The sequence below is a fragment of the Catellatospora sp. NPDC049111 genome (assembly GCF_040648615.1).
In the GTDB taxonomy this organism is placed as follows: domain Bacteria; phylum Actinomycetota; class Actinomycetes; order Mycobacteriales; family Micromonosporaceae; genus Catellatospora; species Catellatospora aurea.
In genome coordinates this window covers 50,410-72,951 of the sequence record NZ_JBEZEB010000047.1, presented here as the reverse complement: position 1 = coordinate 72,951, position 22,542 = coordinate 50,410, and the positions used below count along the sequence as shown (strand labels likewise).

Sequence of the window (22,542 nt, the reverse complement as noted above, 5' to 3'; positions counted from 1 at the left end):
AAGAACGACACCGCTAGAAAACGGACCGGAGACAGACATGAGCAGCTTCTCGAACGCGATGCAGCGGCTGACGCCGTGCGTTCATGATCCAGCAGCGCTGAGTCATGCACTTGCCTACAGCAGGATCGCAAGGGTACGCGCTTCTACGACTGGGCCTGGGCCCAATCCACACCGACCTGGCCGGGCCGTGCCGGCGTGCTGATCCGGCACGGCAGCGACAGCGTCCGCCTACTACCGCTGCTGGACCCCTACCCGCCGTCACTCTCACCAGACTGATCGTCGTGGTCGAGGGCCAGTCGGTCTTGACGTTTACCGCCGCGGTGCGAGCCATGGGAGCAGCCCCGCGTCAAGCTAGACGACGGGGTCGATTCGTTCCGCGCGCCACACCAGGTGCCGACTCAACGTCAAGCCCGGCATCTGACACCAATCATGATCGCCACTGGCTACATGATCAAACGGCTTGCTTGAACGATCCCCCGTTGTTGTCAACCGGCTGACAAACCCCTGACGTTAGGGGCAATGTTCATTAGCGTTACCGAAAATGTCGTCCTTCGACGCGTCCCCGCTTCGGAAACAGACGCGCGTAAGAGAAGATCCCGCGTTCTTAGCAGGTGGCATACATGGACAAGCCAGTCATATTCGATCTCACTGGATCGATGTTGATTCCCCGCGCCTTCCTGTATCGAATCCGCACCGGCCTAAATCGAGGCGGCCTGTGCATAATGCCATCAGACACATGCTACGCTTTAGTCGGAATTCCAGTGCTTCGCGGCGTTTGTGACGATATAAACTTAATTCTGGATCGCGGTCGCGAGCCAATCTCTGCAACCTTCGGGACGCAAAGATTGGCAGAGAGATTCGTTAACTTCAATACGGCCGCGTTGCACATCATCGATGAGTTCGCGCCGGGACCGATTACTATCGTTGCGCCCTTGAAAGCTGGCCTTCCCCAAGAACTCGCATCAGCACTCAATGGCGCTCTGAACAATCCGAAGCGAGAGATCGCCGTTCGTTTCCCTGACAGTCCGGCCGAGGTTCAGCTGTCTAGCGAACTTGAGCGACCACTCACGACAACAGCGATCTACTATCGCGACAAGACTCCTGTGCGCAGCTTCGGCGACGCAGTCGATATCGTTTACGAGGGGGCGACCGCTGCCGGCATCGAACGAGAGCTTTACGCCGTCAGGAGACGTCGCGGCAAGTTTCTCCTCAACCTGAGTACCGTGTTGGAGATTGACGCACCTACCACAGCCCGCGGCACCCGGTACACCATCTTCCGTGAAGGTGAGGTGACGGAGCATCAGGTTCGCCGCAAGTTAGCAGCGCTAGATCGCTATTTCGTCCGTCGCGGTGATGAGTGGGAGTGATCGGTCGAATGATCCGCTCATCGTTGCAAGAGCACACCGTACGCGCATATATGCGAATTGACGAGAGCCTTTTTGCCTCGGAGTCTGAGCGCATACAGGCAAGGCAAGCGTTAGAGGCGGTGCAGACCGTTCCCGAAGAGGAGGCCGCGCTCGAACAAGCCGCCATCGTGGACGGCATTCTTCGTGACGTATTAGCAAGGGAGTCTGGCGGATCGGTGCTCAGGGCCGAGGACCGACGTGAAATCGAGGACAGCCTGAGGACTCTCGAAGAACGCCTGATAGAAGAGATCAAGGCCCGAAAAGCAGGCCAACAACGTGATGTTAACGTTCTATTAGCCGTGCTTGTACTATGTGTTGTAGGAACTTTTTCAGTAGGCGTACTCGCGGCCATACGCGGTGTCGGATCACCAGCAGCAGCTGGTGGCGCAGGGCTTGGCCTCGCGAGTGGCATTGTGTGCAGTATCCTGACGGCTCGGATCTTGCAGAACTGTCGGGAGGCTCTTGAAAGGATGGACGAGAAGATTGTCGCGGTCCGATTCCTTCGGATGGCGCTGCATACCAGCTGGACGACTGATGTCGGCGGTCGTCTGATCGATCCCGCATTGGCCATGTTCGCGAAACACTTTGCGCCCTCGTCTACCCCGCTGGGTGTCGAAGACACCAGGGCTCTTCTCGATACATTCAAACAGCAACCGTCGGCCTGAAAGGGCGGATGCCATGGATCTGTCGTCGGATCCATGTCTGTGGAGACGAACTCAGGGGTCGCGTGCTCGTGCCCTCCGGTCGGATACATGATGAGGCATTCCACGGCCGCACGGCGACCAGGCCGTGGTGACGTGCGGACCTGCCGCCGACTGACGATCGCCGCAGGGTCGCGACTCTCCCGTGCGGGCCCGCTTAAGGCATGTAGGCATAGGGCGCTATTGACGACACGCCCGGCAACCCCGGCTACGAGTTCGAGCCAACGAGCACGCACGTCCACCCAGGGTTCCTCGCCGGCGCATCGTCGACGCGATGATGCTTAAGTCCCCCCTGCTGCGGCGGGCGTCCCGGAGCGGGGTAGCGGCGTCACAGCGCGTCGTGTCATCCTGACCGGGTGCGCATGACATCGATATACACCTATCCCGTGAAGGGATGCCGCCGGATGGACCGGGACACGGCCGTGGTCGAGCCCTGGGGCCTGGACGGCGACCGGCGCTGGCTGATCGTGGACGAAGACGGACTCGGACTGTCCCAACACCAGCACCGGGAACTGGTCACGATGAGGGCTGTGTCCCGGTCCGGCAGGCTTACCCTGGACGCGCCGGGGCTGCCCACGCTCGAGCTGGCCGAACCGACCGACGGCGAGGCGACCGAGGTCCAGGTGTACCGGCAGCGCCCGCCCGCACCGGTACGCGCCGCCGACCCCGAAGCGGGCGCCTGACTCAAGCAACTACTGGGCCGCACCGCCCGGCTGGTCTGGCTCGACGACCCCGCCGCCAGCCTCGTACCCTGGCCAGTACCGGCCGGCTCCAGTGCTGAGGTGAGCTTCGCCGACGGCCGTGTTCCACGGCGTCGGCGAGTGCGCTCGCTGCGCGGTCGCGACGATCGACCAGGACACCGGGCAGCAGGGGCGGGAGCCACTGCGCACTCTCGCCGCACGACGCAACGTCGACCAGAAGCTCCTTTTCGGTCTCCAGCTCACGGTGCAGTCCGAACCAGGCGAGCATTCCCCGGAAGATCGCACGATCAGCGTCGGTGACATCGTGGAGGTGCTGGATTGACTCTCCCGGTCAGTCCAGCAACACCGGCCTGACCCGGAGACGCACTGCAGGCATGCACGGGATGACCGTCAGCTTCCGTTCGGCCGCGGATCCGGAAGCATCGCGGTGTGGCCGTCATGGTGCGCAGGCGCACGGTCCGGCGACGCCTGCAGCGCGCTGCGCCGGACTTGCGCTCAAGTGCGGTTGAGCTTCTAGCCTTGCGCAGCATGACCTACGTGATCGCGCTGCCATGCGTGGATGTGATGGACAAAGCCTGCGTCGACGAGTGCCCGATCGACTGCATCTACGAGGGCGACCGGATGCTGTACATCCAGCCCGACGAGTGCATCGACTGCGGTGCCTGCGAGCCGGCCTGCCCCGTCGACGCCATCTTCTTCGAAGACGACCTACCCGCCGAGTTCACCGGGTACACCGCTGTCAACGCCGAGTTCTTCACCTCGATCGGCTCACTCGGAGGAGCCCCGCGCAAAGCAGGACCCGCGGCGGCCGACCACCCGCTCGTGGCGGCCCTGCCGCCGCAGCTCGACAACGGCGCCTTCGCTTGAGGTCACGCCGGATCGTCGCGCTCGCTCGCGTCGTGCAGACGGACCGGACCCTGGCCGCGCGCCCGAAGCCGGTCGTCCGGGTTGAGCAGGTCGCACAGTTTCATGGACAGGCAGCCGCAGCCGATGCAGGCGGTGAGCTGGCGCTCAAGATTGACGAGGTAGCGTCGCTGCGCCGCGAGCTGGCGCTTCCATATCCGCGAGACCCGCACCCAGTCCTGGTGGCTCGGCGGTCCGTCCGCCGGCAGCGTGAGGAAGATCTCCGCGACGTCGGCGAGCGGGATGCCCAGACGCCGGGCTGCGAGGACGAGCGCGATGCGGCGCAGCATGTGCCGCCGGTACAACCGCTGATTGCCGCGGTTGCGCTCGGCCGTGATGAGCCCCCGCGCCTCGTAGAACCGCAGCGCAGACGGCACCACCCCGGTACGGGCGACGACCTCCCGGACAGTGAGGAGGTCGTTGGGATGCGAGAACGGTTCCGGTGGCACGGCCGCAGCGTAGAACCTCAACCCCGGTTGAGATCAAATCGAATCATCCGACGCCGCGCCCGGCACCTTGGCAGCGCCACGTTGACAATCGGTGCCCATTGATGTTCGTGCTGGTCAGGTGCACGGCACCGGCTCTGATGCCCATGGACCCCGCACAGGTTCACGATGACCGGGCGGGCCGCTCGTTCCAGCGCCGTCGAGGACCAAGCTCGGCAACCGCACCTCATGAGCCCGCACCCCTCCGACCTGTCCGACGCCCGGTGGACCCTACGTGGCCGTCAGCCGGTGAGGGCGACGACTCCGTCGAAGCGCCAGCGGTGACCTTCCGGATCCACCACCGTGAAGGTGTAGACGCCGTCGACCTCGTCTCCGTCGTCGTAGCTGCCCTTCCCGACGTCGACGACCTCGGCGCCGGCCGCCCTCGCCCGGTCGACCAGCCGGTCCATCGCGTACATATGGGCACCCATCGTGAACCGGCCCTGGTAGTGCTCCGACGGCGGCTCCACCCGGCCGGGCTCGGCCCGGGTGGCGGTCAGCCGGTGGAAGCTGCCGAAGACCAACTCGACCCGGTCGGGTTGCACCGACCTCTCGACGAAGCCGAGAGCCTCGGTGAAGAACCGGCGGATCGCATCGAGATCCTGGTAGGCGCAAGAGGCGTCGCGGAAGTGTTCCACCACCCGATTATGCGCCGGAGCCGCAACCGGCAGCGGCCGGTCAACGTGAGGTGACCTGCCGTGAGATGGGCCGAGACTTGGCACTGACCTGACCAGATGACCGACTCCGTGTCGGACGAATCAGCACTGCGCTGCCCGGAAGTCCAGACCGGACGCAGCCAGTCTGCGAGCCGCGGCCGGCCGGCCACCACCAGGCAACTCCCGACCTCGTAGAGGCCCTGGACCGGCTACGCGCCGTACCCGACCGACATGATCCGCGAGACAGGATCTATACGTGCCACAGGGCGGCGACGTGGCGGGCGTCGGTCCCGCAGCAGCCGCCGACGATGCGCAGCCCGGGCAGGTGCGGTCGAATCTCGTCCAGCGTGGCGCGCAGATCGGCCAGGTCTCCCTCGTCGAGTGCCTCGGCGGCGTCGAGTTCGGCGTGGCTCAGCCGGGACGCGTTGGGCCGCAGCGCGGTGATCACCTGCGTGGCGGGGGCATCGAGCAGGCCTTGGGCGATGTGGTCGGGGTGGGCGCAGTTCACTCCGAAGTAGGCCACCTGGCCTGCGGCGGCCACCTCGGTGAGGGCGGCGCCGAGCGTCGTCCCGTCGGGCAGGCGGCCGTCGGTCTCGACCGTGAACGAGATCGCGACCGGAAGTCCGACCTCGTGGGCGGCGTGCACGATCCCGGCGGCCTCGGCCGGGGTGGTCATGGTCATCGCGTGGGCGAGGTCGGCGCCGGCGGCGGCAAAGGCCTCCAGCTGCGGTCGGTGGTAGCGGGCCGCTTCGGCGGTCTCGGGCCGCTCACCGGCGATGTAGCCGTCGCCGCGCGGGCCTATCGCTCCCGACAGCACCACCTGGTCGATCCCGGTCCAGCGGGGCCGCAGGTGCTGGAGGAACTCGATCGCCGTGCGGTTGATCCGGTCCAGGGCAGCGGCGTCGTAGCCGAGGGTGGCGCCCCAGTCGGGGTTGGCCCGCCAGGTCGGGGCCTCCAGCAGCAGGCCGCTGCCGACACGGTCGGCGATCGCGGCGTAGCCGTCGTAGTAGGCGGTCAGGTGCTCGCGGCCGGAGCCGTCTTCCAGAAGCGGGAACGAGGCGAATCCGGGCAGGTCGAGCCCGTAATGGTAGATGAGATCGGTCTCCAGGCCGCCGTCGGTGACATAGCGGTTCCCGTCGGAGGGATCGAAGGCCATTGCAGCTCCCGAGGTTCAGACTGTTTAGTCTGATAGGACCAGACCAAACAGTCTGGTACAAGGATGTGTATGCCACGCGACAGCACCATCACCCGGGAGCGCATTCTTCAGGCCGCCGAACGCCTGGTCCTCGAATACGGCTTCGGATCGACCACGGTGGACGGCGTGGTAGCCGCGTCGGGCACATCGAAGGGCGCGTTCTTCCATCACTTCACGGGCAAGGACGACCTGGCCCGGGCCCTGGTCGCCCGGATCGCCGCCGCCGACCACCGCGTGCTCGCCGCAGCCCTCGACGCCGTCGCCCACCTCACCGAGCCGAAGCCCCGATTGCTGGCATTCCTGGCCTACTTCGAGGAGCTGGCCGGCACGGTCACCGCGGAGGAATCCGGCTGCCTCTACATCAGCGTCCTGACCGAACGCCAGCTCATCGACACCGGAACGGCGGACCAGATCGTGGCGGTGGTCCACGCCTGGCGCCACGCCGTCACCGAGCTGATCCAGGCGGCGTTCCACGGCCGCCCCGCCACCGGGATCGACGCCGAACGGCTCGCCGACCACTTCTTCGTCACCTTCGAAGGCGCCTACCTGCTCAGCCGCGCCACCGGCAAGCCCCACCTCGCCGCCCAGCTGCGGGTCATGCGGCTCATGCTGACCAGCATGCTCGGCTAGGTCCTGCCTCGCGGATCATGTCCGTCGGGTACGGCGCGCAGCCAGTCCAGGGTCTCGACGAGGTCGAGGGTTGCCTGGTAGTGGCTGGGTTGTGCTCGGCGCAGGCACGCCCGCCCGGATGCGCCGGGCGGACATCCGCCGCTAGTGACCGGATCATCAGGCAACGCTCGGTCGCAGACACCTCGCGGCACCATTGAGGCGAGGTGGACCGAACCGTCGGACGTTGTTGCGAATATCGCCAATCTGTACTGGTTCGCACTCTAGTCTTCGGCATATGGGTGTGGTCTCGCTCAAGGAGATCGTCGACCGGGCGATGCAGGACCGCTACGGGGTGCCCGCGATCAACATCGTCAACGACCTGACGCTGGAGAGCGTGCTGGCCGCAGCCGTCGAACGCCGGTCGCCGATGATCGTCCAGACGTCGGTGAAGACGGTGAAGTCGATCGGCTCGGACGTGCTGTTCGCGATGTGGCGGGCGATGACCGCCGGCATCGAGGTGCCGGTCAGCCTGCACCTCGACCACTGCCCCGAGCGGGCCGTGATCACCGAGTGCCTGGCCAAGGGCTGGAACTCGGTGCTGTTCGACGCCTCCACCCTGCCGGTGGAGGAGAACCTGCGCCAGACCATCGAGGTCGTCGCCGAGGCAAGGGCCCACGGCGCCCACGTCGAAGGCGAGATCGAGGCGATCACCGGGGTCGAGGACGGCGTCGGCAGCGACGAGGCGGCCCACCGGCAGACCCTGGACGTCTCGGTCCACTTCATCGAGACGTCCGGCGTCGACGTGTTCGCCCCGTCGATCGGCAACGCCCACGGCGTCTACTCGGCCGAGCCGCACCTGGACGGCCGGCGCGTCAGCGACCTGGTCGCCGCGACCGGTGTGCCGATCGCGCTGCACGGCGGTACAGGCCTGACCGACGCGCAGTTCAGCGACCTGATCGCCCGCGGCTGCGCGAAGGTCAACGTCTCCACCGCCCTGAAGATCACCTACATGCAGTCGAACCTGGCGTTCCTGCGCGAGCCCGAGACCAAGAACAAGTGGGACCCGCCGTCGCTGTTCCGGCACGTCGCCGCCGACGTCACCGCGATGGCCGCCGGGTACGCCGACCGCTTCGGCAGCACAGGGCGCGCGTGGTGAAGGCACTGATCTTCGACTGCGACGGCGTCCTGGCCGACACCGAACGCTACGGCCACCTGCCCGCGTTCAACCAGACGTTCGCCGAGTTCGGCCTGCCCGTGCGCTGGGACGAGCAGGAGTACGGCCGAAGGCTGGCCATCGGCGGCGGCAAAGAACGCATGGCCAGCCTCCTGACACCCGAATTCGTCGCAGCCGCCGCGCTGCCGACCGACCCCGCCGGTCAGGCCGAGGCCGTGGCCGCCTGGCACAAGCGCAAGACCGCCATCTACACCGCCATGGTCGCCGCAGGCGACCTGCCACCACGGCCCGGCATCGCCAGGATCACCGAGCAGGCGTACGCCGCCGGATGGCTGCTGGCCGTCGCCTCGACCTCGGCCGAACCGTCCGTACGGGCGGTACTGGAACACGCCGTCGGCCCGGACCGGGCCCACGACTTCACCGTGCTCGCCGGCGACGTCGTGCCCCACAAGAAACCCGCACCCGACATCTACCTGCTCGCCCTCGACCGGCTCAGCCTGACCCCGCACGACGCGGTCGTCATCGAGGACTCCCACAACGGCCTGGCCGCCGCCACCGCCGCCGGGATCGCCTGCGTCGTCACCGTCAACGACTACACCGCCGACGAGGACTTCACCGGCGCCGCGTTCGTCGTCGACTCCCTCGGCGAACCCGACGCCGGCCCGATCACCGTGCTCGAGAACCACAGCCCTGCCGCACCCGGGGGGTACGTGACGCTGGCCGACCTCGAAGCCGTCTTAGCCGGAAGGGACGGGCGATGACCGACAACCCGATGCCGCAGGTCGAGTTCGTGGTCCGCACGATCGCCCAGACCGCCGTCGCCAACGAGAAGTACTTCGGCGACCTCGACGCCGTCGTCGGCGACGGCGACTTCGGCTACTCCCTGGCCCGCGGCTTCGAAGTCGTCCTCGCCGACTGGGACACCTTCGACCGCACCGACGTGGCCACGTTCCTGCGCAAGATCGCAGTCGTCATCACCAGCAAGATCGGTGGCACCTCCGGGCCGCTGTGGGGCACCGCCTTCCTGCGCGCCGCCGCCACCTCCACCGCCACGCCGCAACTGGACGGCAACGCCGTCGTCGCGATGCTGCACGCGGCGATCGAAGGCATCCAGGCCCGTGGCAACGCCGCGCTCGGCGACAAGACCCTGCTCGACGCGCTCGCTCCGGCCACCGATGAGATAGCCCGCCAGGTCGCGCTCGGCAGCGACGCGAAGACCACCGTCCGGGCCGCCGCGACCGTCGCCCGCACCAGCGCCGACGCCACCGCCACGCTCGAAGCACGCCGCGGCCGGGCCAGCTACACCGGCGAGCGCAGCATCGGCAGCGTCGACCCCGGCGCCACCGCCGTCGCGGTGATCTTCGAAGCCCTCGCCGACGCCTGGCCCACCACCTTCTGACAAACGGGGAGCGCCGCCATGAAGAAGTTCGTCAACGACCCGCGCCAGTTCGTGCCCGAGATGCTCAAGGGCATCGCGCTGGCCAACCCGGACACGCTGCGCTACGTGCCCGAATACAACCTGATCATGCGAGCCGACGCCCCGCGCGACGACAAGGTCTCGGTCATCCAGGGATCCGGCTCCGGCCACGAACCAGCCCACGTGATGATCGTCGGCAAGGGCATGCTCGACGCCGCCTGCCCCGGCGACGTGTTCGCCGCCCCGCCGATGGACTACGTCCTCGAAACCAGCAAACTGCTCGCCACCCCCAAGGGCGTGCTGCACCTGATCAACAACTACACCGGTGACCGGATGGCCTTCGACATGGGCAAGGAGATGGCCGAGGCCGAAGGCGTCCAGATCAAGACGGTGCTCATCGACGACGACGTCGCCGTCGCCGACTCCACCTTCACCATCGGCCGGCGCGGCGTGGCCGGCAACTTCTTCGTCATCAAGGTGGTCGGTGCGGCCGCCGAAGCCGGTGCCGACATCGACGAGCTGGTACGCCTCGGCAACAAGGTCAACTCGGTGACCCGGACCATGGGCATGGCCCTGACCTCGTGCACACCGCCCGCCAAGGGCACTCCCCTGTTCGAACTCGGCGACGACGAGATGGAGATCGGCGTCGGCATCCACGGCGAACCGGGCCGCCGCCGCGAAAAGCTCGCCAACGCCGACACCATCATCGACGAACTGCTCGAAGCCGTCGTGAGCGACCTGCCCTACCAGCGCGGCGACGACGTCGCCCTGATGATCAACGGGCTGGGCGGCACTCCGCTCGGCGAGCTGTACCTGCTCTACGGCCGCGCCCATGAACAACTCGCCGCCCGCGGGATCCAGGTGCGGCGCAACTACGTCGGCGAGTATTGCACCTCCCTGGACATGGCAGGCGCTTCGCTGACCCTGGTCAAGCTCGATGACGAGATCGTCCAGGGCCTGGCCGCGCCGGCCGAGATCGCGATCCGCACGTTTTGACGACCGGCCGCCGGTCTGGCGCAATTATTGCTTGGCGCGCAGGTATCGGCTCACCCCGGGCCGTCAGCGAAAAGGCCGGCACCCGCTGCGCCCCCACGCTGCGGGTGCCGGCTGCGGTTGCCGACTCGGCGGCGTCGGTCTGGGCCCTGTGCTCCGGCAGCCACGTGACGGTCATCAGCACCGTCGTCTGCCTCCCTGCCTCTACCTCCGCTTCTTCTGACGAGGATCGGTGTCCGTGGCCGGAACACGTGGTGTGCCACGACGTTCCGGCCACGGACACCGATCGCCTCAAGCGTCGCGAGGCCGCTGGACGGTCACGGGCGCCGGGGGGACGGGGATGGTTTGGGGCTGGTCGACGGGCTGGGTTTCGGGCTGGGCTCGGGGCTGGGCTCGGGGGACGGGTCGCCGCCGCAGGGCTGGTCCGGGCCGCAGGAGGATGAGGGCTCGGGGGCCGCGCTGGAGGGGGCTGGCGACGGGGCGGGGGACGCGCCGTCGCCGCGGTCGGGATCGCCGAGGTTGCCGCCGCTGCCGTCGGCCAGCGGCTGGGCCTTGAGGTTCATCGCCTTGTGCGCGTCGTTCATGAACTGCTCCCAGATCTGCCCAGGCAGCGCCGATCCGCCGATCTTGTCCTTGTCGCGGTCGCGCAGCGGCAGCTCCTCGCGGACGTTGCCGACCCAGACCGCGGTGGCGATCTGAGGGGTGTATCCGATGAACCACGCGTGCGCGTTCTCGCCGGGGAACATCTTCTGGCCGTTGGGCTTGAGGCGGCCGTTCTCCCAAGTGCCGGTCTTGGCGGCGGACTGGCGGCCGGACAGCGCGTGCGCGCCGGGGATCTGCCGGAGCACCGAGGTGACCTCGTCGGCGATCTCGGCGCGCATCGCCTGCCGGGACTCGACCTTCTCGCCGAGGCCATCGACCGGCTTCCACTCGCCGGTGTCCTTGTCCTTCTTCTCGACCTTCACGACGAAGTGCGGCTTGCGCCAGACGCCGTGCGCGGCGAAGGTGGCCGCGCCGGAGGCGTGGTCGAGCACGGTGATCGGGTACTGCCCGAAGCCGACCTGGTAGCCGAACGTGCTCTTGATGCGGCCGGCATCGGCCCCGGCCAGGCGCATCGGCTTGCCGTCGGTGCCCCAGACGGTGGTGACCCCGGCGCGGCGGGCCATGTCGACGACCTTGTCCTGACCGATGTCCCGCGTGATCTTGTAGAACGGCACGTTGTACGACTTCACCGTCATCTGCTCCAGCGTGCAGAACTTGCCGCAGCTGGCGTCGTTGTCCCGGCCCGCGTTCTGCACGTTGTCCGGGTCGCCGTTCGCCTTGGACAGCGGCGTCGGGTCGAAGTGGCTCTTGATGGAGTAGCCGTCCTCCAGCGCCGCCGCCAAGGTGTAGATCTTGAACGAGGACGCGGGCGGGTGGCCGCCGTACTCCTTCTCGGTGCCGATGGCGTTGCGCCCCGCGTAGTCGACGCCGGTGCCGCTGTTGCCGCCGTAGTACGCGATCACCCGGCCGTTGTTCGGGTCGATCGCGACCGCCGCGGCCATCAGATTCTTCGGCTGGCCCTGCAGCAGGGTGCCCTTGCCGTCGACCGCCGCCTTCACGGTCTCGGTGCAGGTCTGCTTGCCGTCCTTGGTCTGGCAGGCGCGTTCGAACTGGTGCGCGCGGTAGACCTGGCTCTCCAGCGCCTTCTGCGCGCGGCTGTCGATCGAGGTGGTGATGCGGTAGCCGCCGCTGCGCCAGTCCGGCACGTTCCAGGCGCGCATCTCCGCGCCCACGTAGTTGATCACGTTACCGGTGCCGCTGTCCTGGTAGCCCCACTCCCCCGCGTTCTGGCCCGCCTTGTATGCCTTCAGCGTCTGGTCCGGATAGGCCGCGGCCGCCCGGTCGGCGGCGCTCAGCCAGCCCATCTCGACCATGTTGTCCAGCACATACCCCCAGCGGGCCTTGGCCGCCTCGGGATTGTTCTGCGGATCGTAGCCGCCGTGGTCGTCGCTGGGCTCGGGCTGGCGCAGGACCGCGCCCAGCACCGCCGCCTCGGCCACGGTGAGCTTCGCCGCGTCCTTGCCGAAGAACGCCTGCGCGGCCGCGCCGACGCCGTAGGAGCCGCGGCCGAAGTAGACGGTGTTCAGGTAGAACCCGGCGATCTCCAGCTTGTCGTACTCGTCCTCCAGCTTGCGGGCCATCACCGCCTCGCGCATCTTGCGCGCGTACGTGATCTCCAGGTCGTCGGCAGCGGCGCGGGCGTACTGCTGGGTGATGGTCGACGCGCCCTGGGTCTCGCCGCCGGTCAGGTTGTTCCAGGCGGCGCGGGCGATGCCCGCCAGGTCGATGCCGTCGTGGCTGTAGAAGTTCTTGTCCTCGCCCGCGATCAGCGCGTTGCGCACCGGCTCCGGCAGCGTGCCGATCTGGATCAGGGTCCGGTTCTCCGCGCCCAGCTTGGCGATCGCCTTGCCGTCGACGGACAGCACCTCGGTGTTCTCCTTCAGCGGTAGCTGCTCCGGACGGGGCACACTGCTGTAGAACCAGGTGCCCGCGATCAGCCCGACGCCGGACAGCATGACGGCGACGCCGATCATGCCCGCGATCAGCGCCCGCCGACGCCGCGGGCTGCGCTTCTTCTTGGCCACGGGCTGCGCGTCCCCGCCGGCCCGGCCCGCCGGGGACGCGACGCCGGCTCGGGACGCCTGCTCCCGACCCGCGACCGGGGCGCCGGCTTTGGGGACCTCGGCCCGGCCGGTCGCCGGCGGTGCGGGCGGCCGCGCCCGGCCGATGACCGGCTCATCATCACCATAGGTAGTCAAGTTTCACACCGTCCCATCCGGATACACGAATGCTGCCAGGAACTACGCTTGCCGCAGACTAGCCACACCCCGCATGCCCACGGGGACCGCATGACAATCAGTGATCTACGGGTGACTACGTCACCACGCTGACAGCAACGCCGCCGGGGGCGGCGCGAACCCGCGCCACGCCCGGTGCGAGCTGCCGACTCCGTCCGCGCCGCGAGGCCGGGAGGGAGTCGGTCGGCCGGACGGCCCACGTCGAAAATGACCGTCGGGACCACCCGCCGACGGGCCGAACGGTCAGGGTCAGCCGACCCGGAGGTCGTCGATGACCCAGTACCAGTTGTCGGCCGCTGCTGTCGGCGGGCGCACATCCCGGCCAAACCCGAACCAACCTGATGACCTCGGACCCCAACCTCGGCGGCCAGGGTCCCCGCCTCCTCGAGAAGGCGCCCTACAAGATCGTGCCCTCGCAGGGGCCGGAACAGGGCACCGAGCCGCTTCTCTACGCGGCGACCAGCCCGGACGCCGCACACCGTGCCGGATCCAGCCCGCCTGGCCGCGCTCACCGATCAGCTCGCTCCACCCACGCCGGAGCCGCGATCCCGGTGCGCCACGACCTCAAAGTCGCCGGACGTGACGGCAGGCCGGCCCTGCTCGTCACAGGCATCCCGACAAGAACGGCGGGTGCCCTCAGGTAAAGGGCACCCGCCGTCCGGCCACTCGTCGTTACGGACTGGAGCACGTGAGACTTGGCGGGGAATTGCTTCCCGACCAGTTCCCGAGGAATCCGAGCGATCTCGTGCCGCCGGGATCGATAGTCCCGTTGTGGGCTGCGTTGCGGAAGGTCACCACGCTGCCGCTCTGGCTATAGGTGCTGTCCCACGACTGCGTGACCGTCTGCCCATTGGCGAATGTCGCTCTGACGGTCCAACCGCTGACGCTAGCGCTGGAGCTGTTGTTTCGCACCGTGATCGCGCCTTGGAATCCGGTGTTCCACTGACCGACCTGGGAGTACGTCGCCGAACATGCTCCGCCGGGCGAAGGGGACGACGGCGGTGGGCTCGAAGGCGGTGGGGACGACGGCGGTGGGGACGACGGCGGTGGGCTCGATGGAGGCGGGCTCGATGGAGGCGGCGAGCTCGGTGGCGGCTGCGTCTGGTTGGGACCGACGCCGGTCACCTGGCCGTTGCCCCCATCGAAAGTGATGTCGGAGCAGCTGAAGAAGTTCTCGTTGCTGTCCGAGCGCACCCACCGGATGTACAGCATCGCCCGGCCGCTGCGGCCGGACGGCAACTGTGCGTTCCAGTAGTAGTAATTCAGCGCGCCGGGCCCGCCGTTCGACGGCGGGTTGGTGACACTCGCGAATTCTTGAAGATCACTCCAGGCCAGTGGCGAACTGGGGCTCCAGCCTTGGCGGGTGATGGCCAAGTGGAACGTACCCGGGTGGTGTGCCCAGTTACTGTGCCGGAACTGGATGTTGGCCCCAGAGGTGAGGTGGGTCAACGGCCAGTCCGTGCGAGTCGCGTTGTATGCGGTGAAGTTGTACGGCCCGCCGGTTCCGCCGCTGCACAGCTGTCCATCCGGGATGAAGCCGCTGGTGCGACCACCGGCATCGGAGCGGAGCACAGCGAACCAGTTGTACAACGGTGTGGTGCCGCTCGGATCGGAGGAGCTCTTGCTTGCCTCGATCGCGGCAGCACATGCCGGGTTGTAGGCGGCGATCGACCCGTTGCCGCGAAGCCCGTCCTGGTAGCACAGCCAGGTGCGGCTGCCCGGGAACATCGTCACGCCGTGGGCCTGCGCCGCAGAAGTATTGATCACCGCGAAGCCGATGCTCGCCGTGATCGCTGCTGCGGCCAAGCTTGCCAAGAGTTGGCGTCTGCGATTCACCCTGTCGTCCTTTCCTTTTTGGGCGGATAGGTCGACGCCTGTCAGAGGATGGAGCGCACAGGGACGTCGGCCTTCAGGGAGTTGCCGACGCATGCCATGCAAACCGGCGCGCACGAAATCGACCTCTGTGCGCCCGTTGCTCGGCTCCCGACCGGTCTGACAGAATCAGACATCGACAGCCTGACATGAGAACGCTCCCATGGCAATGCCGCGAACTCAATTTCCAGAGTTCAGCGGCAACACGGCCGCCTGTTCATAGCGTGCACGCAGTCCGGCCAGCCTGCCCCATTCACGGAGGCTGGCGGACGCTTTCTGCTCCAGACCGTCGGGGATCATCGCCCATACCCGATCCGGATCCGGACCAGACCTCGCAGTCTGGACGACCAGCGGGTCGGTCAGCGTGATGACCACTGGACCCGAGCTACGGCTCGCATAGTCCCACGCGGTGCCGGGCTGAACGATCGCACAGAAGTAGACGGCATAGATGACCCGAACGTCCTCGATGCGCCTGGCGGCCGGCGGCTCCGTTCCGAAGGACTCGGCGGCGCACAGGACCTTGCCCCCGTGGACCGCGGCATGCCCGCTGGGCTCGTAGAGCTCAAGCTCGGCTGGTGAGAGCTGTTCCAGCGCCGTTTGCGCCCGGGCGGCAAGTTGATCCTCAAAGCGGTTGGGCTGCTCGATCAGCAGAGCGGCAGCGAGGATCACGACAACGACCAGTTCGGGTAGGAGCCACCAACCTTGGCGTCGCAAAAAGAGCACGAGGCACATGCTTGCATTGATGGACGGCACTGTGCAATGGAGCGGCACGCGGCACCGAATCGCAGTGCGCGCCGAACGTGAACGCGAAATGGTGGCCCTGGCCGCCTCCAGTGTGAACAACGACGAGCCGGCCGAGATTCACTCCCGCAGGGCCGTCAGCCCGGCCGCCGCGCCGGCGCCCAGGTCCAGAACGGCGTCCCGGTCGTGCTCGCGCAGGCCGCCGCAGCGTGCGTAGCAATGCCTATGCTGCGGGAATGATCAAGCCCATTGAACTCGTCATCTTCGACTGCGACGGTGTACTGGTCGACATCGAGCCCATCGCCGCCCGTGTCCAGGTCGCCCTCGAGCCGAGCTGGCGTGGCCGCTGACGGAGGACGAGGTCGTGGACCGGTTCATGGGGCGCTCACCGGCCGCCATCCACGAGCAGATCGCCGCCCGACTCGGCCCGGACACGGCCCTCGTCAACTCCGCGTGAATCTCATGTTCGGCCAGCGCCGGCGTGCGCCTCAGGATTCAGCGGTATCGGTCCACGATGCTCTGGCATGGCACGCAGTGGGTAGCCCACGGCATCACCTGCAGCCGGGTCAGCGGGACCTGCTCACCACATCGCCCGCACACCCCGAGGGTGCCGGCGTCGAGGCGGTCCAGAGCTGCCTGCAGCCGAACCAGCTGCTCCTGCAACGCAGTGGTCACCATCGCCTGCTCAGCGGTCTCCAGCGCCATCGTGCCGGCGTCGGCGGCGTCACCGGAGCCGGCGTCATGCGCTCCCAGCACGGACGCGGTCTGCGCCCGCAGGCGACCCACCTGCCCGGCGGTGTCGGCGTAGCGCTGGCGAAGCAGCCGACCGATCGCGGCCATGTCCAAGCCCTCGGCGACAGCAGTCATCGTCGTCCTCCCATACATAACGTCTGGACTCGACTTCCCAGCCTTGGACGTCTTAAACCGATGCGGCGCAGCCCGGCCGGACGAGCCGCCGCGACGGTGCAGCTGTCCGATGAGCAGTCCAGACCCGCCTGCGCGCTGACGGCCACGACGCCACGGGCCGCACCGACACCCGACGGGCTCCCGCCGTCCGCGCGACCCGCGCGACCGGTTGTGCACGACGCCTACGCTGCGGGCGTGAGCGAGCAGCCCCCGCGCACACGTGTCCCTTGGCCGGCCGTGGTGATGATCGTCGCCGTCTGCCTGGGTGTTCCCGCACACTTCACGTACGCGTTCTTCGCCGACCGGCAGACGGTGAAGGAACTGCCCGGACCGGCGGCCGCGTATCTCGACGCCCTGATCGCCGGAGACCGCGTCACCGGCTACGAGCTGCTGTGCCAGCGTCGCCGTGACCGGGTGTCGTTCCAGAACTGGCGAGCCGACCGGGGCATGGAGCCGCACCTGACCGGATACCGCATCCTCGAAGGGCACGTCTACCGCAGCACCGAGGGCGGCGTCGCGTACGGCGTCGACGTCGAGCTACGCTACTCCGACTGCCACGGCGAGCAGATCACGCTGCCCATGACCGACGAGAAGGCGGGCTGGCGGGTCTGCACCGACCACGCTTACTGAGGTCGGGGCCGCTCGCCCTCGTGGCCCTGGCGACCCCCGGCAGAATGCCACGTCAGAAGGTGTCCGACTCAGGAGGTCGCCCCAGCCGGGACCCGCTTCCCGGCTCCGTTGCCGCGTCAGGCCGGGTGGACGTGGCAGGCGACGCCTTCATCGGCGTAGCCGTGGGTGGCGATCGCGTTGTCCCGGTCGGCCGCCGAGGTGGTGTAGAAGTGATCCCCGGTGGCCGGCTTGTACGTCCGCAGCAGCGGTGTCGTGCCCGTGCCGGCACTTGGAAGCACGTGGCAGGCGACGCCTTCGTCGACGTAGCCGTGCGTGGCGACCGCACGGTCCCGTTCGGCCACCGAGGTGGTGTAGAAGTGATCCCCGGTGCCCGGCTTGTACATCCGCAGCAGCGGCACGGTGCCCGTGCCTGCGGTCGCGAACACCCGGCAGGCGACGCCCTCGTCGACGTAGCCGAAGTCTGCGACCGCGTCGTCGCGTTCAGCGGCCGAGGTGGTGTAGAGGTGATCCCGGCTGACGGGGTTGTACATCCGCAGCAGTGCCGTGGTGCTACCGGACGGCGCCTGGGGCGCGCTGGTCTGCGCCGAACTTGCGCGTGACTGCACCGGGTACCCCGATGAGGGCATGACGCTCTCCTCCACCTCGGATGGAACTAATCGTCATTCATACGCGACTCGCCGAGCCCCGGCATCGGTCCTCCGGCTCGGATGTGCGGCCTTGCAGGTTCACAGCTATCGGCAGGTGGACGTCGCGGTCGTAGTCGTCGAATGCTTGTGCCTGCGGGAGGCCGTCGAGCGCCTGACGTTCGCACCCGCCACCCATGATTTCGGGAGTTCCAGGCAACATGACCGTTCATGCACGCCGAGCACACAATTCGATTGAGCCGACACGACAGCGGATGTCATCCTCGTCATCGTGAATACCGCTGCCAAGGATGGCCCCGATGATTCACCCGCCCCAGCGGTGCCGGAACCGGATCCTGCGCTGGAAGAGGTCGCGCAAAGGGCGGTCGACGCCGGCCACGCAGCCTGGTGGACACGCTTCAAAGACCCCCGGAGCGGCGCGCTCGAAGGACCGTTGAATCTGCGACTGGAATTGAAGTCGGGTCGCGGTGTCCGCTCGATTCACCTCAATGCCTCGGAGGCGGCGGCGCTCGCCAGGTTCAACTTCGAACGCTGGACACCTCTGGGTCCTTACCAGGCGATACTCGACCCGGATGCAGGGCAGATCATGGCCGAGGTGGAACTGAGCGGCACCGGGCTGTACCGACTGTCGAGTGCCACACTGCTACCGCCTGACGAAACCCAAGACAGCACGACGACGGACATACCGAATCTTCTCGGCTTTCCGGCGGCCCTCGGTGATCCGCTGGCCCCACGCAGCCTGACGGTGACCGATCGTCAGGGCATTCTCTCGGTGGAGCTACGCTCGATGTTGCTGCCGCAATTGGCTGCCTTCAGGACAGTGCCGTCGACATATGGCAACAGCCTCATCATTCGAGGAGTCAAGACCACGCGCCACGACGAGGCATTGGCACTGCTGCGCGACCTGTCGACCTCGATCTTCATCGACCTCGACATCAGTTACGGCCTGACCGGCGAACTGAAACCAGCGCTGGACGTGAAGCTGCTCGCATCAGAGGAATACGACAAGGAGCTGCCCAGCTCGGCTACCCCGCAGTTTCCCACCACCCGCTACAGCTGGGACGCCGCAGCCCTGTACCTGTACGCGCGGCGCCTGATCAACACCCCCCTGCTGGAGTACCTCGCGTACTACCAGGTACTCGAATCGTACTTCGCGGCATACTCTCGTGAAACAACGCTCATGCGACTGCGCAACCTGCTCAAGGACCCGAGCTTCCGTCACGATGACGATGTCGCCCTGGGGCGACTGCTCGACGCGGTCAGCCCCGACGGCCGCACCAGGCTCAGTGAACGCGAACAGCTCGCCGCGACCATCGCATCCTGCGTCGAGGATCACTCCGTCACGTCCTTTCTCGAGGACAGACCCGCGACCGCGAAAGCCCTCGGGGACAGGACCAGAATCAGCGGTGTCCGTTTGATCAACCCAGCCGACCAGAAGTTCCGGCTGGTGAGCCAGGTCGCCGAACGCGTATACGACATACGCTGCCGCATCGTGCACAACAAGGAAGGTTTCGACGCCGCCACGCGTGCGATACGGCCTTTCGACCGCGAAAGCAAGCTGCTGCGACACGACCTGCACCTGCTCCGTTTCATTACCCAGCGCGTCCTGATCGCGTCGAGCCGCGCCACGGACTGGAGCGGTGGCATGTCGGCCGCCGACGGCTGACGAACGACATTCCTGGAGATGCCAGACGGCACCTTCGACTACGCGCCTCTCGCGCCTACGGTTTCTGCCCGCTGGAACGGCGGTCCCTTTGGCTGCCGTCCTCGCCTTTCCGAACTCGTCGGAGCGTGGACGCTCGTTTCGGTGAGCACACATAACTCGCACCGCGGGAATACTTCGCATGCTCAGTGTCGAAGCGCAGCCAGTTTACTCTGAACGATCGCCGCGTCAGGGTGTCGCAACTCGTCGAAGATCGCCAGCGCGTCCAGATATGTGCGCCGAGCCGTTGCCGGATCTCCCGCGGCCACCTGCGAGTCGGCGAGGTTGACCAGCGTGGTCGCTTCGTCGAACCGGTCGCCGAGGTCCCGGAAGATGTCGATGGCTTGTCGGTAGCTCGCGTACGCGTCCTCGTATCGCCCCAGGCTGCGCTGGATGTAACCGAGGCTGTCCCACACGTCCGCCTGCCCGTGCCGGTGATCGAGCTGCAGATGGACGTCGAGCGACTGCCGGCAGTACGTCAACGCCTGCTCGAAGTCACCCAACTGCGCATGGTCCCATCCGACGGCGTTGAGCGCGTCGGCCTGTCCGGCCAGATGCCCCTCCGCGCGATACAGGCTCAGCGCCGCGAGACTGTGCGTGAGCCCCTGCGCGTGCTCGCGCTGCCGGTCCAGGACGATGCCGATGTTGAGGTGGGTGCGGGCCTGCCCGACCTGGTCGCCGCGCCGGCGGAACAGTTCCAGCGCCTGGCTGAGATGACGGTGCGCGTCGGCGAAGCGCCCCATCCGGACGTACGCGTGTCCCAGCGAGCGGTGCCCGATCGCCTGCCACGGCCAGTCGGTGTCCTGGGGCGAGATGTGCAGCGTCGCGTGGATCGCCGCGGCCCGCTCATCCCAGTAGCCGGCCATGTCCAGGAAACCCGAGACGGCCCACGCGATCCGCCACGCGAAGTCATCGGCACGCGCGTCCACGGCGCGTGGGATCGCGGCGACGAGCGCGGGCCGTTCCGTGGTGAACCACCTGACCGCCTCGCGATGGTCCCCGATCGGCTCGACGGTCACTCCGTCGCGGGGCCGGCCGATCGGGATCGGCACCCGGTACGGGTCCAGCGCGACCGATGCCGCGTTCGCCGTCTGGAGGTAGTGGTCGAGCACTCGCAGCAGCGCCTCGTGCCGCTGCTGCTCGGTGTCGATCTGCTGCGCCTGCTCGGCGCTGTAGGCCCGCAGGAGGTCGTGGAAGGCGAAGCGGTCGCCGGCCGACTCGGTGATCATGTGGGTGGTGTGCAGTTCGCTGAGCAGCCGGCGAGTGTGCGGGATCGGCAGGCCCCCGGCTGCGGCCGCCGCCGCCACCGACACCTCCGGACCGGGGTGGACGCTCAGCAGCCGGAACAGCCGGGCAGCCGCGTCGGTGAGGGTGCGGTAGCTCCACGAGAACACCGCCCGCACATCGGTCATCGGATCGTTGAGGGCGAACGCGTCCAGCTCGGACCGGGTGTTGGCCAGCTCCAGCGCGAGCGCCCGCATCGGTGTGTCCGGGCGCCGCGCCGCGCGGGCCGCCATGACGGACAGCGCCAGCGGGAGCCGGGCGCACCGCTCGATCACCTCGTCGGTCGCGGACGGGTCGCTGTGCACCCGTTGCGCCCCGAGCCGCTGTTCGAGGAGCTGCCAGCCTTCCTGGGGGGTGAGCACGTCGAGAGGGAGCGGGCGGGCACCCTCGGCGACGATCAAGCCGGTCAGGTCGTCGCGGCTGGTCACCACGACGTGGCTGCCGGGTGAGCTGGGCAGCAGCGGGCGCACCTGCTCGGCGTCGCGGGCGTTGTCGAGCACGATCAGCATGCGCCGTGTGGACAGCAGGCTGCGGTAGAGCCCGACCTGGGCGTCGAGCCCGTGCGGCACCTGTTGCCCGTTCGCTTGCAGCGCCGTGAGGAACCCGCGCAGCACCTCCTGTGGTGTGCGGGGTGTGCCGGAGGGGTCGAATCCGCGCAGGTTGGCGTGCAGCTGTCCGTCCGGGAACCACGGTGCGACGCGATGCGCCCAGCGGATGGCCAGGGCTGTCTTGCCCACTCCGGCGGCACCGCCGATCAACGTGATCACGGTCGGTGAGGTCGCGTCGCCGAGCCGGCTGTCCATGGCGGCCAGGGCCTTGTCCCGGCCGACGAATCCGGCGTGGTCCATCGGCAGTTGACGGGGCACGATCACCTGCGGCGCGGGTGCCGCCGCCGGAGCCGTGGACGGTGCTGCGCCCAGCAGCTTCACATGAATCTCGCGCAGTTGCGGGCCGGGATCGGTGCCCAGCTCCTCGGAAAGGCGCCGCCGGATCGTCTCGTACTGTTCCAGCGCCTCCGCGCGGCGGCCGGCTGCGTCGAGTGTGCCCAGGAGCCTGGCCCACAGCGATTCCCGCAGCGGGTGCCGGACGATCAGGTCACGCAGCTCGCTGACGAGCCCGTCGTATCGGCCGGCGGCCAGGTCCAGGTCGATGCGGCGTTCGGTGGCGTCGAGGTAGCGCTCGACCAGGCGCGGGGTCTCCGCCTCGGCGAGCCAGACCGAGCGCATGCCTTCGAACGGGTCGCCGCGCCACAGCGCGAGTGCGTCGGTGAGCGTGCGTGACTCGGTGCCGGGGTCCGGGGCGGCTGCGGCAAGGTCGATCAGTTCCAGGAAACGCAGCGCGTCGACCTGCTCGGGCGGGACCCGCAGCAGGTAGCCGACGGCCGTCGTCTCGACGAACTGCGCCCCGATCAGCTGCCGCAGCCGGGTCATGTTCGTCTGCACGCTCGCCCGTGGGTTGCCGGGCAGATCGTCGCCCCACACCGCCGTGGCAAGACGTTCGGCGGACACGACGGATCCGGCTGACATCGCCAGCACCGCGAACAGGCCGCTCGGCCTGCCGGTCAGGCGGACGGGCATCCCGTCGACCGAGACCTCCAGCGGACCGAGTAGCCGCGCCTGCAACCGCACGCGGACAGCGTGCCATGTGACGGCGACAAATGCCCCGGACGGTGAGGCAGCCCAC

At 67.9% G+C, this 22,542-nt stretch carries 21 protein-coding genes; 12 read left to right on the top strand and 9 right to left on the bottom strand.

Features of this window, described 5'->3' with window-relative positions; translation table 11 throughout:
- Positions 1–620 precede the first annotated feature (620 nt).
- The 5 genes from AB0B66_RS37355 to fdxA all read left to right on the top strand — a co-directional run bounded on the left by AB0B66_RS37355 (position 621) and on the right by fdxA (position 3,675).
- Entirely contained in the window at positions 621–1,367 is a 747-nt protein-coding gene (locus AB0B66_RS37355; RefSeq protein WP_360539230.1) for a Sua5/YciO/YrdC/YwlC family protein, read from the top strand.
- A 50-nt stretch (positions 1,368–1,417) separates the two neighbouring features.
- Positions 1,418–2,071 (top strand): hypothetical protein, encoded by a 654-nt coding sequence (locus tag AB0B66_RS37350; protein WP_360539228.1) that lies wholly within the window; start codon positions 1,418–1,420, stop codon positions 2,069–2,071.
- Positions 2,072–2,511: 440 nt separating this feature from the next.
- Positions 2,512–2,790, top strand: coding sequence for an MOSC N-terminal beta barrel domain-containing protein (locus AB0B66_RS37345; RefSeq protein ID WP_360539226.1), 279 nt, complete (start codon positions 2,512–2,514; stop codon positions 2,788–2,790).
- A gap of 118 nt (positions 2,791–2,908) precedes the next feature.
- Complete coding sequence (locus tag AB0B66_RS37340; protein WP_360539224.1) at positions 2,909–3,130, top strand: hypothetical protein; 222 nt, start codon at positions 2,909–2,911, stop codon at positions 3,128–3,130.
- Positions 3,131–3,336: 206 nt separating this feature from the next.
- The gene (gene fdxA / locus AB0B66_RS37335; protein ID WP_360539222.1) at positions 3,337–3,675 is read left to right on the top strand and encodes a ferredoxin; all 339 of its coding nucleotides are present in this window, start codon (positions 3,337–3,339) and stop codon (positions 3,673–3,675) included.
- 2 nt (positions 3,676–3,677) lie between these two features.
- Here the strand turns inward: fdxA and soxR are convergent, their stop codons facing one another.
- The 3 genes from soxR to AB0B66_RS37320 all read right to left on the bottom strand — a co-directional run bounded on the left by soxR (position 3,678) and on the right by AB0B66_RS37320 (position 6,008).
- Positions 3,678–4,160 (bottom strand): redox-sensitive transcriptional activator SoxR, encoded by a 483-nt coding sequence (soxR, locus tag AB0B66_RS37330; RefSeq protein ID WP_360539220.1) that lies wholly within the window; start codon positions 4,158–4,160, stop codon positions 3,678–3,680.
- 278 nt (positions 4,161–4,438) lie between these two features.
- Positions 4,439–4,834, bottom strand: coding sequence for a VOC family protein (locus AB0B66_RS37325; RefSeq protein WP_360539218.1), 396 nt, complete (start codon positions 4,832–4,834; stop codon positions 4,439–4,441).
- Between the two features lie 268 nt (positions 4,835–5,102).
- The gene (locus tag AB0B66_RS37320) at positions 5,103–6,008 is read right to left on the bottom strand and encodes a homocysteine S-methyltransferase family protein (protein ID WP_360539216.1); all 906 of its coding nucleotides are present in this window, start codon (positions 6,006–6,008) and stop codon (positions 5,103–5,105) included.
- Positions 6,009–6,077: 69 nt separating this feature from the next.
- Here AB0B66_RS37320 and AB0B66_RS37315 point away from each other — a divergent pair, with 69 nt between their 5' ends.
- From AB0B66_RS37315 to dhaK, 5 genes are all read left to right on the top strand, one after another.
- Positions 6,078–6,677, top strand: coding sequence for a TetR/AcrR family transcriptional regulator (locus tag AB0B66_RS37315; RefSeq protein WP_360539215.1), 600 nt, complete (start codon positions 6,078–6,080; stop codon positions 6,675–6,677).
- 274 nt (positions 6,678–6,951) lie between these two features.
- On the top strand, positions 6,952–7,812 hold the full coding sequence (locus tag AB0B66_RS37310) for a class II fructose-bisphosphate aldolase (protein WP_360539213.1): 861 nt from the start codon (positions 6,952–6,954) through the stop codon (positions 7,810–7,812).
- Positions 7,809–8,591, top strand: coding sequence for an HAD-IA family hydrolase (locus AB0B66_RS37305; RefSeq protein ID WP_360539211.1), 783 nt, complete (start codon positions 7,809–7,811; stop codon positions 8,589–8,591). Before AB0B66_RS37310 ends, AB0B66_RS37305 begins: the two co-directional genes overlap by 4 nt.
- The gene (gene dhaL / locus AB0B66_RS37300; RefSeq protein WP_360539209.1) at positions 8,588–9,229 is read left to right on the top strand and encodes a dihydroxyacetone kinase subunit DhaL; all 642 of its coding nucleotides are present in this window, start codon (positions 8,588–8,590) and stop codon (positions 9,227–9,229) included. The genes AB0B66_RS37305 and dhaL overlap by 4 nt, the downstream gene beginning before the upstream one ends.
- A gap of 18 nt (positions 9,230–9,247) precedes the next feature.
- Positions 9,248–10,243: a dihydroxyacetone kinase subunit DhaK gene (gene dhaK / locus AB0B66_RS37295; protein ID WP_360539207.1), complete on the top strand. Its 996-nt coding sequence runs from the start codon at positions 9,248–9,250 to the stop codon at positions 10,241–10,243.
- 314 nt (positions 10,244–10,557) lie between these two features.
- Here the strand turns inward: dhaK and AB0B66_RS37290 are convergent, their stop codons facing one another.
- The 4 genes from AB0B66_RS37290 to AB0B66_RS37275 all read right to left on the bottom strand — a co-directional run bounded on the left by AB0B66_RS37290 (position 10,558) and on the right by AB0B66_RS37275 (position 16,560).
- Positions 10,558–13,041, bottom strand: coding sequence for a transglycosylase domain-containing protein (locus AB0B66_RS37290; RefSeq protein ID WP_360539205.1), 2,484 nt, complete (start codon positions 13,039–13,041; stop codon positions 10,558–10,560).
- Positions 13,042–13,752: 711 nt separating this feature from the next.
- Positions 13,753–14,916, bottom strand: coding sequence for a lytic polysaccharide monooxygenase (locus tag AB0B66_RS37285; RefSeq protein ID WP_360539203.1), 1,164 nt, complete (start codon positions 14,914–14,916; stop codon positions 13,753–13,755).
- A gap of 216 nt (positions 14,917–15,132) precedes the next feature.
- Positions 15,133–15,684, bottom strand: coding sequence for a hypothetical protein (locus AB0B66_RS37280; protein ID WP_360539202.1), 552 nt, complete (start codon positions 15,682–15,684; stop codon positions 15,133–15,135).
- A gap of 504 nt (positions 15,685–16,188) precedes the next feature.
- On the bottom strand, positions 16,189–16,560 hold the full coding sequence (locus tag AB0B66_RS37275; protein ID WP_360539200.1) for a TraR/DksA family transcriptional regulator: 372 nt from the start codon (positions 16,558–16,560) through the stop codon (positions 16,189–16,191).
- A 234-nt stretch (positions 16,561–16,794) separates the two neighbouring features.
- Between AB0B66_RS37275 and AB0B66_RS37270 the strand changes: the two genes are divergently transcribed.
- Entirely contained in the window at positions 16,795–17,229 is a 435-nt protein-coding gene (locus AB0B66_RS37270; RefSeq protein WP_360539198.1) for a hypothetical protein, read from the top strand.
- 116 nt (positions 17,230–17,345) lie between these two features.
- On the opposite strand, the gene AB0B66_RS37265 is transcribed toward AB0B66_RS37270, so the two are convergent.
- Positions 17,346–17,855, bottom strand: a complete 510-nt coding sequence (locus AB0B66_RS37265; RefSeq protein WP_360539196.1) for a hypothetical protein — start codon at positions 17,853–17,855, stop codon at positions 17,346–17,348.
- 289 nt (positions 17,856–18,144) lie between these two features.
- On the opposite strand from AB0B66_RS37265, the gene AB0B66_RS37260 reads away from it, so the two are divergent.
- Positions 18,145–19,539, top strand: coding sequence for a hypothetical protein (locus AB0B66_RS37260; protein WP_360539195.1), 1,395 nt, complete (start codon positions 18,145–18,147; stop codon positions 19,537–19,539).
- A 182-nt stretch (positions 19,540–19,721) separates the two neighbouring features.
- On the opposite strand, the gene AB0B66_RS37255 is transcribed toward AB0B66_RS37260, so the two are convergent.
- Complete coding sequence (locus AB0B66_RS37255) at positions 19,722–22,487, bottom strand: BTAD domain-containing putative transcriptional regulator (RefSeq protein WP_360539194.1); 2,766 nt, start codon at positions 22,485–22,487, stop codon at positions 19,722–19,724.
- Between the last annotated feature and the right edge of the window lie 55 nt (positions 22,488–22,542).

Bases quoted from the DNA above. Each gene is read 5' to 3' on its own strand.
- AB0B66_RS37310 (WP_360539213.1), top strand. From the start codon at position 6,952: ATGGGTGTGGTCTCGCTCAAGGAGATCGTCGACCGGGCGATGCAGGAC.
- fdxA (WP_360539222.1), top strand. From the start codon at position 3,337: ATGACCTACGTGATCGCGCTGCCATGCGTGGATGTGATGGACAAAGCC.
- AB0B66_RS37275 (WP_360539200.1), bottom strand. From the start codon at position 16,560: ATGACTGCTGTCGCCGAGGGCTTGGACATGGCCGCGATCGGTCGGCTG.
- AB0B66_RS37265 (WP_360539196.1), bottom strand. From the start codon at position 17,855: ATGCCCTCATCGGGGTACCCGGTGCAGTCACGCGCAAGTTCGGCGCAG.
- AB0B66_RS37280 (WP_360539202.1), bottom strand. From the start codon at position 15,684: ATGTGCCTCGTGCTCTTTTTGCGACGCCAAGGTTGGTGGCTCCTACCC.
- AB0B66_RS37320 (WP_360539216.1), bottom strand. From the start codon at position 6,008: ATGGCCTTCGATCCCTCCGACGGGAACCGCTATGTCACCGACGGCGGC.
- AB0B66_RS37355 (WP_360539230.1), top strand. From the start codon at position 621: ATGGACAAGCCAGTCATATTCGATCTCACTGGATCGATGTTGATTCCC.
- AB0B66_RS37350 (WP_360539228.1), top strand. From the start codon at position 1,418: ATGCGAATTGACGAGAGCCTTTTTGCCTCGGAGTCTGAGCGCATACAG.
- AB0B66_RS37345 (WP_360539226.1), top strand. From the start codon at position 2,512: ATGGACCGGGACACGGCCGTGGTCGAGCCCTGGGGCCTGGACGGCGAC.
- dhaK (WP_360539207.1), top strand. From the start codon at position 9,248: ATGAAGAAGTTCGTCAACGACCCGCGCCAGTTCGTGCCCGAGATGCTC.
- dhaL (WP_360539209.1), top strand. From the start codon at position 8,588: ATGACCGACAACCCGATGCCGCAGGTCGAGTTCGTGGTCCGCACGATC.
- AB0B66_RS37315 (WP_360539215.1), top strand. From the start codon at position 6,078: ATGCCACGCGACAGCACCATCACCCGGGAGCGCATTCTTCAGGCCGCC.